The organism is Haematobacter missouriensis, assembly GCF_000740775.1.
Taxonomy (GTDB): domain Bacteria; phylum Pseudomonadota; class Alphaproteobacteria; order Rhodobacterales; family Rhodobacteraceae; genus Haematobacter; species Haematobacter missouriensis.
In genome coordinates this window covers 126,951-141,531 of record NZ_JFGS01000002.1, presented here as the reverse complement: position 1 = coordinate 141,531, position 14,581 = coordinate 126,951, and the positions used below count along the sequence as shown (strand labels likewise).

Sequence of the window (14,581 nt, the reverse complement as noted above, 5' to 3'; positions counted from 1 at the left end):
GCACCAGTGCGGAACCGAGGCTGAGAGGAAGGAAACCGGATTAATGGCAGGACATTCCGGCGGCCCCTGGGGGGGCGGAGGATCAGGCGGCGGTGGCGGCGACAACCGGGGGGACGATCCCCGCGGCGGGAACCGGCGCCCCGGTGAAGGTCCGCAGATCCCCGAACTCGACCAGATCATGAAGAAGGGGCAGGAGCAGCTCCGCGTGCTGATGGGCGGTCGCGGAACCGGCACCGGCGGCCCGCGTCAGTCCGGCCCGGGTCTGGGCATCACGCGCAAGGGCGTGTTTCTGGCGATCGGCGCGCTGTTCATCGGCTGGCTCGCACTCTCCTTCTACACTGTGCGGCAGGAAGAGCGCTCGGTCGAGTTGCTCTTCGGACGCTATTACAAGACGGGGGAACCCGGTCTGAACTTCGCGCCCTGGCCGGTGGTGACGCGGGAAATCTTCTCCGTCACCGGCGAGCGCACGCTGGACATCGGCTCCAACGCCAATTCCCGCCGCTCCGACGGGCTGATGCTCACGCAGGACGAGAACCTCGTGGATACGGAGTTCCAGGTCGTCTGGAACATCAACGATCCGTCCAAATACCTGTTCAACCTCGCCGATCCGATGGACACGATCCGTGCCGTTTCGGAAAGTGCCATGCGTGACATCATCGCGCGCTCGCAGATGGCGCCGATCCTGAACCGGGACCGGGGGATCATCGCCTCCGACCTGCAACAGGCGGTGCAATCGACGCTGGACACTTATGACAGCGGCATCAACATCATCCGGGTGAACTTCGACCGAGCTGACCCGCCGTCCGAGGTGATCGACAGCTTCCGCCAGGTGCAGGCGGCACGTCAGGAACGCGACCGGCTCCAGAATCAGGCGGATGCCTATGCGAACCGTGTGCTCGCCGGGGCGCGGGGGGAAAGCGCTCGCGTGCTGGAAGAGGCCGAGGGCTACCGCGCGCAGGCTGTCAACGCGGCGCAGGGTGAGGCGAGCCGCTTCGTTTCCGTCTATGACGAATATCGGAATGCGCCCGACGTAACCCGCCGCCGGATGTATCTGGAAACCATGGAGCGCGTCTTCGGTCGTGTGGACAAGGTGATCGTCGATGGCGTGAACGGCGAGAGCGGACAAGGCGTGCTGCCGCTTCTTCCGCTGGGCAACCGGACCATGCCGCAGATGCCCGCCACCGGCGCAGCCGGGAGCACGACGACCAATGGGGAGAACAACTGATGAAACGCTCCACCATCGGCATTGCCGTCGTTGTTCTTCTGGCCGTTCTGGGCCTGTCCTCCATCTTCATCGTCGATGAGCGGGAGCGGGTTCTGGTCCTTCAGTTCGGAGAGGTGAAGGCTGTCCGCGAGGAACCGGGGATGTATTTGAAGATCCCCTTCATTCAGGAGGTCGTTCGCTATGACGGGCGGATCCTGAGCCTGCCCACGCAGCCGGCGGAAATCACGCCGCTCGATGACCGTCGTCTGGTCGTGGATGCCTTTGCCCGCTGGCGTATTGCCGATGTGGTGCGTTTCCGCGAAGCTGTCGGCGTTGAGGGCGAGCGCGCTGCGCAGGCGCGGCTGGAGCGGATCCTGAATGCGGAAATCCGTGAGGTTCTGGGGTCCGTACCGTCCGGTGCAGTGCTCTCCGAGGACCGGACGCCACTGATGAACCGCATCCGCGATCAGGCCCGCGTACAGGCCCAGGCGCTCGGGATCGAGGTGATCGACGTGCGCCTGACCCGCACCGACCTGCCGGAGCAGAACCTCGCCGCGACCTTTGCCCGGATGCGGGCGGAGCGTGAACGGGAAGCCGCCGACGAGATCGCGCGCGGGAACGAGGCCGCGCAGCGTATTCAGGCGCTGGCCGACCGGACAGTGACGGAGCTTGTCTCCGATGCCCGCCGTCAGAGTGAGGTCATCCGCGGTGAGGCCGATGCGGAGCGCAACCGCATCTATGCTGAGGCATTTGGCCGTGACCCGGAGTTCTTTGCCTTTACCCGGTCGCTCACCGCCTATGAGAACGCACTTCAGCAGAACAACACCTCCGTGGTGATGAGCCCCGGAAGCGAGTTCTTCGAGTTCTTCAAAAGCGATAGCGGCACCCGACCCGCGAACTGATGAAAAGGCCGGTCCCAGCGACCGGCCTTTTTCATTGGCCGGCCTTTTCATTCGGGCCGCAGGAAGCGCTTGCTCTCTCCAATCACCCGTGAAACCCTTCATGTTACGAAGTTTCACACCGAATTGAGACACCGCGACGGTCGTTGATTTGCGGCTAAAGCGCACAGGTCCCACATAGGAGGAGACGGTTCGGGAGCTAGATGTTTCGCCGAACCCTGAAGAGGAAGGAGCTCGGAGTGTCGTCCTTGGTCGTCAAATCACAATCGCTGCGCAGCGCCCCGGCGCGCGCCTTGCTGGCCCTCGGGCTGGTCGCCGGACTGGGCCTGAGCACGGCGCTGGTGCCGGTTCTAGCGCCCCCCGCCTTCGCTCAGACCGCCCCGAACGGGACCCCGTTGAGTTTTGCCGACCTTGCGGAGCACGTCAGCCCGGCGGTCGTCAACATCACCACCACATCGACGGTCGCTACCTCCACACAGGGTGGGGTCCCCGGCATTCCTCCCGGATCGCCATTCGAGGATTTCTTCCGGGACTTCATGCCCCCGGGGCAGGGTGGCGGTGACGGTGCCCGTCCGGTTCCGCGGCGGAGCCAGGCGCTCGGCTCGGGCTTCATCATCTCCGCTGACGGTTTCATCGTCACCAACAACCACGTCATTGAAGGTGCGGACCAGATTCAGATCGAGACCTTCGCCGGCGAGAAACTGGATGCCAAGGTTGTGGGCACCGATCCCAACACCGATATCGCGCTTCTGAAGGTGGAGGATGCAAAGCAACTCCCCTTCGTGAAATTCGGCGATTCAAACAGGGTCCGCGTGGGTGAGCCGGTGATGGCCGTCGGCAACCCGCTGGGTCAGGGCTTCTCCGTTTCCTCCGGCATCGTCTCTGCCCGCGGTCGGGCTCTCCAGGGGACTTATGACGACTACATCCAGACCGATGCGGCGATCAACCGCGGGAACTCCGGCGGGCCGCTCTTTGACATGGATGGTGAGGTGATCGGGGTGAATACCGCGATTCTCAGCCCCAACGGCGGCTCCATCGGGATCGGTTTCGCCATGTCCTCGGCGGTCGTGTCCCGCGTGGTCGATCAGCTCAAGGAGTTCGGTGAGACACGGCGCGGCTGGCTCGGTGTCCGCATTCAGGACGTGACGCCGGATATCGCCGAATCCATGGGGCTGGCAAGCGCGGGTGGTGCCCTCGTGACTGATGTTCCGAAGGGGCCGGCAGAGGTTGCCGGGATCAAGTCGGGCGATGTCATCACCCAATTCGACGGCGTGAAGGTGAACGATACACGCGAACTCGTTCGTCAGGTCGGCGCCACCGAGGTCGGCAAGAAGGTCGATGTTGCCCTGATGCGCGAAGGCAAGCCCGTGACGGTGGAGTTGACGCTCGGTCGTCGCGAGGAAGCCGAGGGTGCGAAAGTGGTTCCTGCAGCCGCTGCGCCGGAGGCCCAGAAGCAGCGGACGCTTCTCGGCATGACAGTCACCTCCCTGACGCCCGAAATGCGCAAGCAGCTTGAAGTGCCGAACGGTACCGACGGTCTGGTGATTACCGGCATCGACGATGGAAGCGAGGCATTTGAAAAGGGTCTGCGCAATGGCGATCTGATCACCGAGGCGGGTCAGCAGAAAGTCTCCTCGCCTAAGGAGCTGGAGGCCCGGATTTCCGAGGCCAAGGAGGCGGGTCGGAAGTCCCTCCTCCTTCTCATCCGCCGCGATGGCGAGCCGCGCTTCGTGGCGCTTTCTGTTGATCAGGTGTGATAGCATCAGATGATATCTTGGGGGCCGGGTCCGTGTTTCGGGCCCGGCCCTTTTGCATGAGGGGCCTTCGCATCTTCAGCAACGAACGGTTCGCCTGATGGAGGCGCAGGGCTTAGCATCGCGCGGCCGAGTGACGATCTGGAGGCCGTGGTGGCGTTTTACCATGATGGTCTGGGATTTGAGTCATCGCCAGTTTCGAGGCGCACGGCGGGTTCGACGGCGTCATGCGGGCAGGCTGGGACTCCCCTATCACCTTGAGTTCACGCGGAAGGCTGGTCACCCGGCGGGGCGTGCGCCGACACAGGACAATCTGCTGGTCTTCTCCATCCCAGAACCCCGCGGAATGGCAGGCGGTCGTCGGGCGTCTGCGTCGCGCGGGCACGAGCCGGTGCCGTCTTTCAACCCCTATTGGGACAGAGGCGGCAGGACATTCGAAGATCCCGACGGCTATCGCGTCGTGCTTCAGAATGCGGCCTGGCCCAGGCAGACCTGACGGGCTGCTGAAAAGGCTTTTCGGCCTGCGTAGAAGCGGAAATTATCCTAAATCAGATAGAACATGCCTGAACTCTGTATCCCCCGAAGGATCCGGTTCAATTTTCCAATTTCCGGCACATAACACGACACTCCAGGACCTTCTCAGCGGACCGCCAAGGTCAAGTGATCGGGTTATGTCACAATAATTTTGGACTTTCGATGTCAGGGTTGGGGCCTATGTGGTTTGTTTTCTACGGGCCGGGAAGACGAGGGCAGGATGACGATTTCAAGGGAGCGCACTTTCCGAAATCGGTGATCCTGCGTACCGTTTTCTTCTACCCCCGCTACTCCCTCTCCTACCGTGATCTGGAAGAGATCATGGCTGAGCGTGGGGTCAGATTCGACCAAACTACGCTGAACCCTTGGTTAGTGAGGTTCGATCCTTTGTTTGCGGCCCAGGTACAAGCCGGGAAGCGACAGACCGCCTCCTCGCGGCAGGTGGACGAGACCTACATGAAGGGGAAAAATGGACCTACATCTACCGGGTCCTGGATCGCGACGGACAACCCTTGATTTCCTGCTTTCCTCTCGCAGAGAGCGGGCCGAAGCCCGGCGCTTTTTCAAGCAGGCGATTGCCGATCATGGTGCGCCAGATCGGGTCGTGATCGACAAGGGCGGCGCCAACCTCGCGGGCCTTTGCAGGCAGTGAATGCGATCCTGAAATTTACCGGAAGCGGGCGCATCATTGGTGCGACAGGTCGAATACCTGAACAATATCCTTGAACAGGACCACCGCTTCATAAAGCGGATCACCAATCCCATGATGGGTTTCCAAGGCGTTCCAGCCGCAGCGACCATCGCCGACATCGCGCATATGATCTGCCAAGCCCAGATCCCAGCAAAAGGCACCGCCGTTCCAGACCTTCGCGAGCCTCGCGGAATAATCTGCCCAGCGGGACGTCGATTCTCGCCTAAGGCCTCATTTGCGACAGAGGCGCGGATTGCACCCTGCGGGCTCCCATTAGGGTAGAGCCCCTGCTATTCCCCGCGTTCGATCCGGTAGTCCCGCTCGATATGGGCTGTCTGTCGTCCCCAGTCGGAGGCCTTCACCCGCTCCTGATGCGCGATGAATGCCGCGCGATCGACGAAGGCTTCCCTGACGGCGAAGCGCATGGGATCGGACATGGAGCGCACGACCTCGAAGGACAGGCAACCCGGCTCCGCGCGGCTGAGCCGGGTGTGCTCTTCCAGCAGCGCCGCAGCCAGATCGGCATCCGCCATCGTGGCGCAGAGCAGCCACCCCGTAAGCACAACGGTTTCGTTGTCCTCCATCCATGCCTCCCCAATGGCATATAAAAAACCCCCGGAGGACTCGCCTCCGGGGGTTTCGGTATCACTGTCCCATCCTGCCTCAGCAGGAGTAATACATCTGGTATTCGATCGGGTGGGGGGTGTGTTCGTAGTTATACACTTCTTCCCATTTGAGAGCCATGTAGCCCTCGAGCTGGTCCTTGGTGAACACATCGCCCGCGAGCAGGAACTCGTGATCCGCCTCCAGTTCGGTCAGTGCCTCGCGCAGCGAGCCGCAGACGGTCGGGATGGTTGCCAGTTCTTCCGGCGGCAGATCGTAGAGATCCTTGTCCGAGGCCGGGCCCGGATCGATCTTGTTCTTGATCCCGTCGATGCCCGCCATAAGCAGCGCGGAGAAGCACAGATAGGGGTTCGCCGACGGATCGGGGAAGCGGGCTTCCACACGTTTGGCCTTGGGCGATTCCGACCACGGAATACGCACGCAGCCCGAGCGGTTGCGGGCGGAGTAGGCGCGCAGAACCGGGGCTTCGAAGCCGGGGATCAGGCGCTTGTAGGAGTTGGTGGACGGGTTGGTGATCGCGTTCAGCGCTTTGGCATGCTTCAGGATGCCGCCGATGAACCACAGGGCTTCCTGGCTGAGGTCCGCGTATTTGTCACCTGCGAAGAGCGGCTTGCCGTCCTTCCAGATCGACATGTTCACGTGCATCCCGGTGCCGTTGTCGCCGCGCATCGGCTTCGGCATGAAGGTCACCGACTTGCCATAGGCGGCGGCGACGTTCTGGATCACGTATTTGTACTTCAGCAGCTCGTCCGCCTGCTTGGTCAGCGAACCGAAGATCAGGCCGAGTTCGTGCTGGTTGGACGCCACCTCATGGTGGTGCTTGTCCACCTTCATGCCCATCCGCTTCATGGTGGAGAGCATTTCGGACCGCAGATCCTGCGCCGGGTCGATCGGGTTCACCGGGAAGTAGCCGCCCTTGATGCCGGGACGGTGACCCATGTTGCCCATCTCGTAGGCAGTGTCGGTGTTCCAGGCGCCATCAACGGCATCGACCTCGAAAGCCACCTTGTTCATCGACACGGCATAGCGCACGTCGTCGAAGACGAAGAATTCGGCTTCCGGTCCCCAGTAGGACGTGTCGCCGATGCCCGTGGACTTCAGATAGGCTTCCGCCTTCAGCGCCGTGGAGCGCGGATCGCGGGAGTAGGGCTCCATCGTGTCGGGCTCGACGACGTTGCAGTGAATGCAGAGCGTCTTTTCCGCGTAGAACGGGTCGATATAGCCCGATTCGGTGTCCGGCATCAGCTTCATGTCGGACTGGTCGATGGATTTCCAGCCGGCGATGGAGGAGCCGTCGAACATGAAGCCTTCCGTCAGGAAGTCCTCATCGACCTGGTCCGCCATGACCGTCACATGCTGGAGCTTGCCCCGCGGGTCCGTGAAGCGGATATCGACATATTCGACATCCTCGTCCTTCAGGATCTGGAGAACCTTCTCGTTGCTCATCTGGCGTCGTTTCCTTCTGTTGAGCAGTCCTTGGCCGGAGAGGCGCCACGCGCGCTCCCGGCGTATTCTTCGGTCGGATCAGACGGCGTCGTCGCCGGTCTCACCCGTGCGGATGCGGATGGCCTGTTCGACCGGCGAGATGAAGATCTTTCCGTCGCCGATCTTGTCGGTCCGTGCGGCGGAGATGATCGCCTCGACGGCGGCATCGACCTGATCGTCGGTCAGAACCACCTCGATCTTCACCTTGGGCAGGAAATCCACCACATATTCGGCACCGCGATAGAGTTCGGTATGGCCCTTCTGGCGGCCGAACCCCTTGACTTCGATCACGGAGAGCCCCTGAACACCGACTTCCTGAAGCGCTTCCTTCACCTCATCGAGTTTGAAGGGTTTTATGATCGCTTCGACTTTCTTCATGGTGTGGCGACTCCCTCGGACTATACCGTTGCTGTCAGACCATTTTCGCGGCGGGGGGACAATGCGCCTCCCGATAGCTTCTGAGGGATAGCGGAAAATCCGCAAATAACCGCATACAAAATGAGCATTAAGATTATTTAGTGGGCTAAATGAAAACAGATTGGCAGGAATTATGACAGAAGTTCTGACATCTGCCCAAATGCGCGCCATCGAGGACACCGCTTTCCGGTCCGGCGCCGCAACTCCGCTCGACCTGATGGAGCGGGCGGGGCAGGGGGTCGTTGCCGCCATTCTGGAGGAGGGGATGCGGCGGGGCGGCCTGCCGCGACGCGCGCTTGTGGCCTGCGGTCCGGGCAACAACGGCGGGGATGGCTATGTCGTTGCGCGACTGTTGCATGGGTTGGGCTGGCATGTGGAGGTGGCGCATTTCGGCGTGCTCGACCGGATGTCCCCCGCGGCTGCGGAAAACTTCCGGCGCTGGAGGCAGATCTCGGAAACCTCGCGCTGGGATGCAGGCAGCCTTGAGCAACAGCTGCCCGCCGTGATGATCGACGCGGTCTATGGCATCGGATTCCGGGGGCTATGGGACCGTCCACCCGTGCTGGAGCAGCTTGACCGACTCTCGCGGCAGGAAGGCTGGCTGCGGGTCGCCGTGGACATTGCGTCGGGTGTGGATGCGGATACCGGTCGCCAAGGCGCGGAGATCGCGCCGATGGACCTGACGGTGACCTTTCACGCGCCGAAACTGGGTCACCTGCTTCTGCCGGGGGCGGAGATCGCCGGGCGGCTCGCGGTCATGGATATCGGGCTGAGGCCGGAGAACGACACATGGCGTGGCGATCTCCCCCCGATCATGCGTCTGGAGCGGCCAGAGGTCCATACGCTGGACAAGGCGACCGCCGGTCACAAGTTCCGTCACGGCCATGCGCTGATCCTTTGCGGCCCGCCGGGCGCGGGGGGCGCGGCGCGGCTGGCGGCACGGAGCGCGCTCCGGGTGGGCGCGGGGCTGGTGACACTGGTCTGTCCACTGGAGGCCGTCGCGGAGAACGCAGCGCGTCTTGATGCGGTGATGATCCGCGCGGCGACGGAGCTGCCCACGCTGCTGGCGGATCCGCGTGTCACCGCCCTTTGCCTCGGCCCCGGCTTTGGCGTCGCGCGGGCGGCGAGCGTGCTGCCGCAGGCCCTCACCGCTCCGGGCGTGGTTCTGGATGCGGATGCATTGACCGCCCTGGCTGAGCGGCGGGAGGTGATGCCGCTTGCGAGGCCCGCCGTTCTGACCCCGCATGAGGGGGAGTTCGCCCGGCTGTTCCCCGATCTTGGCGACCGTCTGTCCCGAGGCGAAAGCCGTGTCGATCTGGTGCGCGAAGCGGCGGCGCGGGCCGGGGCCACCGTTCTGCTCAAGGGAGCAGTCACCGCTATCGCAGACCCTTCCGGTACGGTCTGGCTCCATGCCGCCGTGGCGGAGGAGGCCGCGCCGTGGCTTGCCACGGCGGGCTCGGGGGACGTGCTCGCCGGACTGATCGCGGGGTTGCTGGCCCGCGGATTCTCTCCCGGTCGGGCCGCGCGGACCGCTGTCTGGTTGCATGCCGATGCGGCGCGTCGTTTCGGTCCGGGCCTCATCGCGGAAGACCTGCCCGACATGGTGCCGGAGTGCCTGCGCGCGCTGGGTGTGGGCGCCAAAAGAACGGGCGCCGCCGAGGGCGCGGCGAAATCGCCTTTCCTCTCGCCTCAAGCTGAAGCTTGAGGGAAGATCCCAGGCCGGGAGGCGCTACGAGTCGGACCTCGGGGAGAGAGGGAAGAGCGCCGTCGGACGCGACTGGCAGGCCGGCTGGTGCGGGCGAAGGGACTCGAACCCCCACACCTTGCGGCGGCAGGACCTAAACCTGCTGCGTCTACCATTCCGCCACGCCCGCACTCGTGCCTGTATCTAGTGCTCAGGGTGCCTCGTCAACTGGCGCAAAACCTTTGGCCAAAGTTGTGGCCACCCGGATCGCGTGACGCTGCTTTCTTCTTCCCATCCGCCCGAAACCTCAATAAAAGGCCACCCAATCGCGAGGTGAACAGATCTGGATTCTGGCGCCGCAAGGCGTGGGGACTCAAGTCCCTTCACCCGCACCAGAGAGGAAAAGGACGGATATATGCAGGTCACCGAGACCCTGAACGAAGGCCTTAAGCGCGGTTACCAGATCACGGTGACGGCAGCCGAGCTGGAATCCAAGGTGCAGGAAAAGCTCATCGAAGCACAGCCCGAGGTTGAGCTGAAAGGCTTCCGCAAGGGCAAGGTGCCGATGGCGATGCTGAAGAAGCAGTTCGGCCCGCGTCTGCTGGGCGACGCCATGCAGGACACCATCGACGGCGCGATGAAGGAGCATTTCGAGCAATCCGGTGACCGTCCGGCCCTCCAGCCCGAAGTGAAGATGCAGGACGGCGAGAACTGGAAGGAAGGCGACGACGTGGTCGTCAACTTCACCTATGAGGCGCTGCCCGAGATCCCGGGCTTCGACCGGGGAGAGATCGCGCTGGAACGTCTGGTCGTAAAGGCCGATGACGCTTCCGTCGATGAGGCGCTGCAGAATCTCGCCGAAACCGCCAAATCCTACGACGACAAGGACGGCGCGGCCGAGGATGGCGATCAGGTCGTCATCGACTTCGTCGGCAAGGTGGATGGCGAGGCTTTCGAGGGCGGATCTGCAGAGGATTACCCGCTGGTGCTGGGTTCCGGCTCGTTCATTCCGGGTTTCGAGGAGCAGCTCGTCGGCGTGAAGGCCGGTGACGAGAAGGACGTGGACGTCACCTTCCCCGAGCAGTACGGGGCGCCCCATCTGGCCGGCAAGGCAGCTGTCTTCACCGTCACGGTGAAGGCCGTGAAGGCGCCGAAAACCGCAGAGATCGATGACGAGCTGGCGAAGAAATTCGGCGCCGAAGACCTTGCGCAGCTCAAGTCGCAGATCAAGGAACGTCTGGAAGCCGAGTATACCGGCGCAGCGCGTCAGGTGCTGAAGCGCGCACTCCTCGACCAGCTTGACGGCAAGGTCGCCTTCGACCTTCCGCCGACGCTGGTGGAAGCCGAGGCGAACCAGATCGCGCACCAGCTCTGGCATGAGGAGCACCCGGAGGTGCACACCCATGATCACGGCAACATCGAAGTGAGCGATGAACACCGCAAGCTCGCCGAGCGTCGGGTGCGTCTGGGACTGCTGCTGGCAGAGCTGGGGCGCAAGGAGAACATCGACGTCACCGATGCGGAGATGACGCAAGCCGTGCTCGCACAGGCCCGTCAGTATCCGGGGCAGGAGCGCGCGTTCTTCGAATTCGTGCAGAAGAACCCGCAGATGCAGCAGCAACTCCGCGCACCGATCTTCGAGGACAAGGTCGTTGACTACATCGTCGAAGGCGCGAAGGTGACGGACAAGGAGATCACGAAGGACGATCTCCAGAAGGCGATCGAGGCACTGGACGAGGTCTGATCCCCACCGTCGTCGCATGATCCGAAGGCCGCGCCGAAAGGCGCGGCCTTTCTCGTTGATGCCGCCTCTGCCAGTCGCGAGAGGCTGACTCACAAGTATCTTGACGCAGTTCTGGCGCGATGGTGTGGATAGCAATCCTGATGAGGTCGGTCGAACGGGTGCACACCAGATCACCGAGCCTCCGCACGGCGCGTTCCTCCACGATCCGTGACGAAATTCAGAAGGTGTCAGCGGATCCTTCTGCTTGCGTACGGCTTCTGGCGTATGGCACGCCCATAGCCCTTCTTGGCGAAGAGCCAGCTTTCCAGCCGCCCTGAATGCCGCCTGATCGTAGTTACGACGTGCGATCTGTTCAGAGATGCGTTGCACCCCCGGAGGAACTGCAACGCTGCTGGCATCGACGCAGCATCCAGTCATGTTTGGCAGGCTCAAAAGGCTTGGAACCCAGCGTCGATGATGAGGGCTGATACCGGGCGGCAAAGCAAAAGGCCGCGTCCGGGACGCGGCCTTTCCACAGGTCGGTTCTGGAGGATCACTCCTCGTCAGAGGCCGCTCCGCCGATGTCATCGAACAGTTCTGCGATCTCGAAATCGGCAGCAGCTTCGGCTTCGGCCGCGAGCTCCTGGATCGACTTGCCGGACGCCTGAAGTTCCGCTTCTTCGGCGGAACGCGCAACGTTCACGGCGATGGAGACAGAAACTTCCGGGTGGAGCACGACGGTGACCGGGTGCACGCCGAGATCCTTGATCGGCCGATCCAGCGAGACCTGTGCGCGGTTCAGCGTGAAACCGTCGGCAGTCGCAGCGTCCGCCACGTCGCGGGTGGTGACGGAGCCGTAGAGCGCGCCGGCATCGGAAGCCGAGCGGATCAGCACGAAGGTCTGACCGTCGAGCTTCTCGCCCATCGCTTCGGCTTCTTTCTTCGTCTCGAGGTTGTTGGCCTCGAGCTGCGCCTTCTGGCTTTCGAACTTCGCGATGTTGCCTTCGGTGGCGCGGAGCGCCTTGCCCTGCGGCAGCAGGAAGTTGCGGGCGTACCCGTCTTTGACGTTCACAACTTCGCCCATCTGGCCGAGTTTCTGAACGCGTTGCAGGAGAATGACTTGCATCTTTCTCTCCTTACTTCACAGCGTAGGGGAGGAGCGCAAGGAAGCGCGCCCGCTTGATCGCCTGGGCGAGCTTGCGCTGGTTCTTCGCGGAGACGGCGGTGATGCGCGAGGGCACGATCTTGCCGCGTTCGGAGATGTAGCGCTGCAGCAGGCGGGTGTCCTTGTAGTCGATCTTGGGCGCGTTATCGCCCCCGAACGGATCGACCTTGCGGCGGCGGAAGAAGGGTTTGTTGGCCATGGATCAATATCCTTTCGAGATCAGAAACGACGCGGACGGTCGCCGCGATCACCGCGGTCGCCACGCTCACGGTCGTCGCGCTTCTGCATCTGCACCGACGGGCCATCCTCGTGCTTTTCGACCTTCACGGTCAGCACGCGCATCACGTCGTCATGCAGACGGGCGAGACGCTCCATCTCCTGCACCGCCGCGGCGGGCGCGTCGGACTTCAGGAAGGCGTAATGCCCCTTGCGGTTCTTGTTGATCTTGTAGGCCATCGTCTTGACGCCCCAGTACTCGTTTTCAACGACCTTGCCGCCGTTATCCGCGAGAACCGTGGAGAAATGTTCGATGAGGCCTTCGGCCTGCGCGTTGGACAGATCCTGACGCGCGATGAGGACATGCTCGTAAAGCGGCATGTAGGCTCCATTGTCAGGCGCATTTCATAGGGCGGGACTTACCTTCCGCATCCGCCCACGAGAGTCTGCGCCGGTTTCGTGACCAGCGGAAGGAAGCTCGCCTTATACACGGCAGGCGTCGCAGAACAAGGCCAAAGCGCGGTGCCAAGCGTTGCAGGACGCGATGGGAGCGGGTATCCGCGAGACGCAAAAAGGGAGATAGACATGCGCGCATTCGTGTTTCCGGGGCAAGGAGCCCAGACCATCGGCATGGGGCGCGCGCTGGCGGAGAGCTATCCCGCCGCGCGCGCTGTGTTCGTGGAGGTGGATGAGGCGCTCGGCCAGTCCCTGTCCCGCCTCGTCTGGGAAGGGGACCAGGATGAGCTGACGCTGACCGAGAATGCCCAACCCGCGCTGATGGCGACTTCGATCGCCGCGATGCGGGCGCTGGAGGCGGAGGGCGTGGCGATCTCCGCCGCCGCCTATGTCGCCGGGCATTCACTAGGTGAGTACTCGGCGCTTTGCGCTGCAGGGGCCATCGGCCTTGCGGATACAGCGCGGCTTCTGAAGCTGCGGGGCCGCGCAATGCAGGCGGCTGTTCCGGTGGGAGAGGGCGCGATGGCCGCCCTTCTGGGACTGGACTTTGTGGCTGCGACGGAAGTTGCCGCGGAAGCTGCGGCCGAAGGCGGAGTCGTTCAGGCGGCCAATGACAATGATCCCGCGCAGGTCGTCATATCCGGCACACGCGCGGCGGTCGAACGGGCCGTCGAGATTGCCAAGGGGCGGGGAGCCAAGCGGGCGATCCTTCTGCCAGTCAGCGCGCCGTTCCATTCCTCTCTGATGCAGCCCGCCGCAGATGCAATGGCTGAGGCGCTGTCCGGGGTGGCGGTGGCAGCGCCGGCGGTGCCCGTCGTCTCCAACGTGCGGGCAGAGGCGGTAAATGACCCGGAAGCGATTCGGCAGCTATTGGTCGAGCAGGTCACCGGATCGGTCCGCTGGCGCGAATCGGTGCAGTGGATGGCGGGTCAGGGGGTGACAGAGTTCTGGGAAATTGGCGCGGGCAAAGCCCTCTCGGGCATGATTCGCCGGATTGCCAAGGAAAGCATCGTGCGAACCGTAGGTACGCCGGAGGAAGTCGCTGCGGCTGCAGCCTCCCTCCAGTAAAGGGGTCAGGCGGCGGAGCTGAGCGTCCTCGGCACCGTCGTACCCGCCACCTTCTGGGCGATGAAGCTGCAGATCGCGAGCTCGTCCTGCACCTCGTTCAGGTCGAGATAGGGTATGCCGGCATTCTGAAGTGCCTCCCGCCGGATCGAATCGCGCATCGGGCTGCAATGCGACCCCGCGCAGCCCAGGGCTGCGACAAGCTGTCCCATATCGTCGATCACGGCGATGTCGAGCCGCTTGGACTTGATGGACAGGTCGGCACGAAGCAGTGCGTTGCTCGATGTCGTCGTGACCGGCTGGATCGCCTCCTGCAGAGCGACCTGCGCCATGACGCGGTGTTCGGGAGCATATTCCGCCAACGCCGCTTCGACGAGCGGCAGCACATGTGCGGTGCTGCGCGGAAGGAGCGGTTTGACGGTGAATTCGACATTCCGCACCGCCTCAAGCTGCCTTAGCGGGTTGGCCATGGGGGATGGCGTCTTGCGACGGGATCGTCCAAGAAAGTAGGCGGCGGCTGCGCAGGAGAGAACCAGAAGCAACGTGAGACCCATTATCGCCGTTATGGCGGTGCCCGACAGGGCCGAGGTCAGCCTTGCGCCATCTAGCGAGATGCTGATTTCCTCCATCGCGATTCTCTCCCTCGCAGGATAGGAGTTGCCGT

Annotated in this window: 15 protein-coding genes, 1 tRNA gene and 1 pseudogene; 9 read left to right on the top strand and 8 right to left on the bottom strand. The window is 63.2% G+C overall.

The genetic code is table 11. The features are described 5' to 3' along the window. Positions 1-43 precede the first annotated feature (43 nt). The 6 genes and pseudogenes from hflK (at position 44) to CG51_RS02915 (ending at position 5,278) form a co-directional block, all read left to right on the top strand. Positions 44-1,225, top strand: coding sequence for an FtsH protease activity modulator HflK (hflK, locus tag CG51_RS02935; protein ID WP_035741626.1), 1,182 nt, complete (start codon positions 44-46; stop codon positions 1,223-1,225). Beyond that, positions 1,225-2,106, top strand: a complete 882-nt coding sequence (gene hflC, locus CG51_RS02930; protein ID WP_035741625.1) for a protease modulator HflC — start codon at positions 1,225-1,227, stop codon at positions 2,104-2,106. The genes hflK and hflC overlap by 1 nt, the downstream gene beginning before the upstream one ends. A 200-nt stretch (positions 2,107-2,306) precedes the next feature. Continuing rightward, positions 2,307-3,860 carry a DegQ family serine endoprotease gene (locus CG51_RS02925; RefSeq protein WP_051930000.1) on the top strand — a complete coding sequence of 518 codons (1,554 nt, stop codon included), beginning with the start codon at positions 2,307-2,309 and terminating at the stop codon, positions 3,858-3,860. Between the two features lie 117 nt (positions 3,861-3,977). Then, a complete protein-coding gene (locus CG51_RS21095; RefSeq protein WP_425319656.1) occupies positions 3,978-4,118 on the top strand; it encodes a hypothetical protein in 141 nt (46 codons plus the stop codon). 85 nt (positions 4,119-4,203) lie between these two features. Beyond that, the gene (locus tag CG51_RS21090) at positions 4,204-4,353 is read left to right on the top strand and encodes a hypothetical protein (protein WP_416171653.1); all 150 of its coding nucleotides are present in this window, start codon (positions 4,204-4,206) and stop codon (positions 4,351-4,353) included. 218 nt (positions 4,354-4,571) lie between these two features. Beyond that, positions 4,572-5,278, top strand: a pseudogene (locus CG51_RS02915) (IS6 family transposase). Between the two features lie 94 nt (positions 5,279-5,372). Here CG51_RS02915 and CG51_RS02910 read toward each other — a convergent pair. The 3 genes from CG51_RS02910 to CG51_RS02900 all read right to left on the bottom strand — a co-directional run bounded on the left by CG51_RS02910 (position 5,373) and on the right by CG51_RS02900 (position 7,569). Beyond that, on the bottom strand, positions 5,373-5,666 hold the full coding sequence (locus tag CG51_RS02910; RefSeq protein WP_035741623.1) for a putative quinol monooxygenase: 294 nt from the start codon (positions 5,664-5,666) through the stop codon (positions 5,373-5,375). Positions 5,667-5,745: 79 nt separating this feature from the next. Further along, positions 5,746-7,152, bottom strand: a complete 1,407-nt coding sequence (gene glnA, locus CG51_RS02905) for a type I glutamate--ammonia ligase (protein ID WP_035741622.1) — start codon at positions 7,150-7,152, stop codon at positions 5,746-5,748. A 78-nt stretch (positions 7,153-7,230) separates the two neighbouring features. Continuing rightward, complete coding sequence (locus tag CG51_RS02900) at positions 7,231-7,569, bottom strand: P-II family nitrogen regulator (protein WP_035741620.1); 339 nt, start codon at positions 7,567-7,569, stop codon at positions 7,231-7,233. 172 nt (positions 7,570-7,741) lie between these two features. Here CG51_RS02900 and CG51_RS02895 point away from each other — a divergent pair, with 172 nt between their 5' ends. After that, positions 7,742-9,313, top strand: a complete 1,572-nt coding sequence (locus CG51_RS02895; protein ID WP_084695002.1) for an NAD(P)H-hydrate dehydratase — start codon at positions 7,742-7,744, stop codon at positions 9,311-9,313. 85 nt (positions 9,314-9,398) lie between these two features. On the opposite strand, the gene CG51_RS02890 is transcribed toward CG51_RS02895, so the two are convergent. After that, positions 9,399-9,482: transfer RNA gene (locus tag CG51_RS02890), tRNA-Leu, on the bottom strand. Between the two features lie 225 nt (positions 9,483-9,707). Between CG51_RS02890 and tig the strand changes: the two genes are divergently transcribed. Beyond that, the gene (gene tig, locus CG51_RS02885) at positions 9,708-11,036 is read left to right on the top strand and encodes a trigger factor (protein WP_035741618.1); all 1,329 of its coding nucleotides are present in this window, start codon (positions 9,708-9,710) and stop codon (positions 11,034-11,036) included. Positions 11,037-11,568: 532 nt separating this feature from the next. Here tig and rplI read toward each other — a convergent pair. The 3 genes from rplI to rpsF are packed head-to-tail and all read right to left on the bottom strand — an operon-like array spanning position 11,569 to position 12,777. Further along, positions 11,569-12,141 (bottom strand): 50S ribosomal protein L9, encoded by a 573-nt coding sequence (gene rplI / locus CG51_RS02880; RefSeq protein WP_035741617.1) that lies wholly within the window; start codon positions 12,139-12,141, stop codon positions 11,569-11,571. A gap of 10 nt (positions 12,142-12,151) precedes the next feature. Further along, on the bottom strand, positions 12,152-12,379 hold the full coding sequence (gene rpsR / locus CG51_RS02875; protein ID WP_035708741.1) for a 30S ribosomal protein S18: 228 nt from the start codon (positions 12,377-12,379) through the stop codon (positions 12,152-12,154). A gap of 20 nt (positions 12,380-12,399) precedes the next feature. Next, a complete protein-coding gene (gene rpsF / locus CG51_RS02870) occupies positions 12,400-12,777 on the bottom strand; it encodes a 30S ribosomal protein S6 (RefSeq protein ID WP_035708738.1) in 378 nt (125 codons plus the stop codon). Between the two features lie 204 nt (positions 12,778-12,981). Here rpsF and fabD point away from each other — a divergent pair, with 204 nt between their 5' ends. Then, positions 12,982-13,920: an ACP S-malonyltransferase gene (gene fabD, locus CG51_RS02865; RefSeq protein ID WP_035741615.1), complete on the top strand. Its 939-nt coding sequence runs from the start codon at positions 12,982-12,984 to the stop codon at positions 13,918-13,920. Between the two features lie 5 nt (positions 13,921-13,925). Here fabD and CG51_RS02860 read toward each other — a convergent pair whose 3' ends face one another. Continuing rightward, positions 13,926-14,546: a DUF2726 domain-containing protein gene (locus CG51_RS02860; protein WP_035741613.1), complete on the bottom strand. Its 621-nt coding sequence runs from the start codon at positions 14,544-14,546 to the stop codon at positions 13,926-13,928. Between the last annotated feature and the right edge of the window lie 35 nt (positions 14,547-14,581).

Excerpts from the sequence above, each read along its gene's own strand:
- hflK (WP_035741626.1), top strand. The coding sequence starts at position 44 with ATGGCAGGACATTCCGGCGGCCCCTGGGGGGGCGGAGGATCAGGCGGC.
- hflC (WP_035741625.1), top strand. The coding sequence starts at position 1,225 with ATGAAACGCTCCACCATCGGCATTGCCGTCGTTGTTCTTCTGGCCGTT.
- CG51_RS02925 (WP_051930000.1), top strand. The coding sequence starts at position 2,307 with ATGTTTCGCCGAACCCTGAAGAGGAAGGAGCTCGGAGTGTCGTCCTTG.
- CG51_RS21090 (WP_416171653.1), top strand. The coding sequence starts at position 4,204 with ATGGCAGGCGGTCGTCGGGCGTCTGCGTCGCGCGGGCACGAGCCGGTG.
- CG51_RS02910 (WP_035741623.1), bottom strand. The coding sequence starts at position 5,666 with ATGGAGGACAACGAAACCGTTGTGCTTACGGGGTGGCTGCTCTGCGCC.
- glnA (WP_035741622.1), bottom strand. The coding sequence starts at position 7,152 with ATGAGCAACGAGAAGGTTCTCCAGATCCTGAAGGACGAGGATGTCGAA.
- CG51_RS02900 (WP_035741620.1), bottom strand. The coding sequence starts at position 7,569 with ATGAAGAAAGTCGAAGCGATCATAAAACCCTTCAAACTCGATGAGGTG.
- CG51_RS02895 (WP_084695002.1), top strand. The coding sequence starts at position 7,742 with ATGACAGAAGTTCTGACATCTGCCCAAATGCGCGCCATCGAGGACACC.
- tig (WP_035741618.1), top strand. The coding sequence starts at position 9,708 with ATGCAGGTCACCGAGACCCTGAACGAAGGCCTTAAGCGCGGTTACCAG.
- rplI (WP_035741617.1), bottom strand. The coding sequence starts at position 12,141 with ATGCAAGTCATTCTCCTGCAACGCGTTCAGAAACTCGGCCAGATGGGC.
- rpsR (WP_035708741.1), bottom strand. The coding sequence starts at position 12,379 with ATGGCCAACAAACCCTTCTTCCGCCGCCGCAAGGTCGATCCGTTCGGG.
- rpsF (WP_035708738.1), bottom strand. The coding sequence starts at position 12,777 with ATGCCGCTTTACGAGCATGTCCTCATCGCGCGTCAGGATCTGTCCAAC.
- fabD (WP_035741615.1), top strand. The coding sequence starts at position 12,982 with ATGCGCGCATTCGTGTTTCCGGGGCAAGGAGCCCAGACCATCGGCATG.
- CG51_RS02860 (WP_035741613.1), bottom strand. The coding sequence starts at position 14,546 with ATGGAGGAAATCAGCATCTCGCTAGATGGCGCAAGGCTGACCTCGGCC.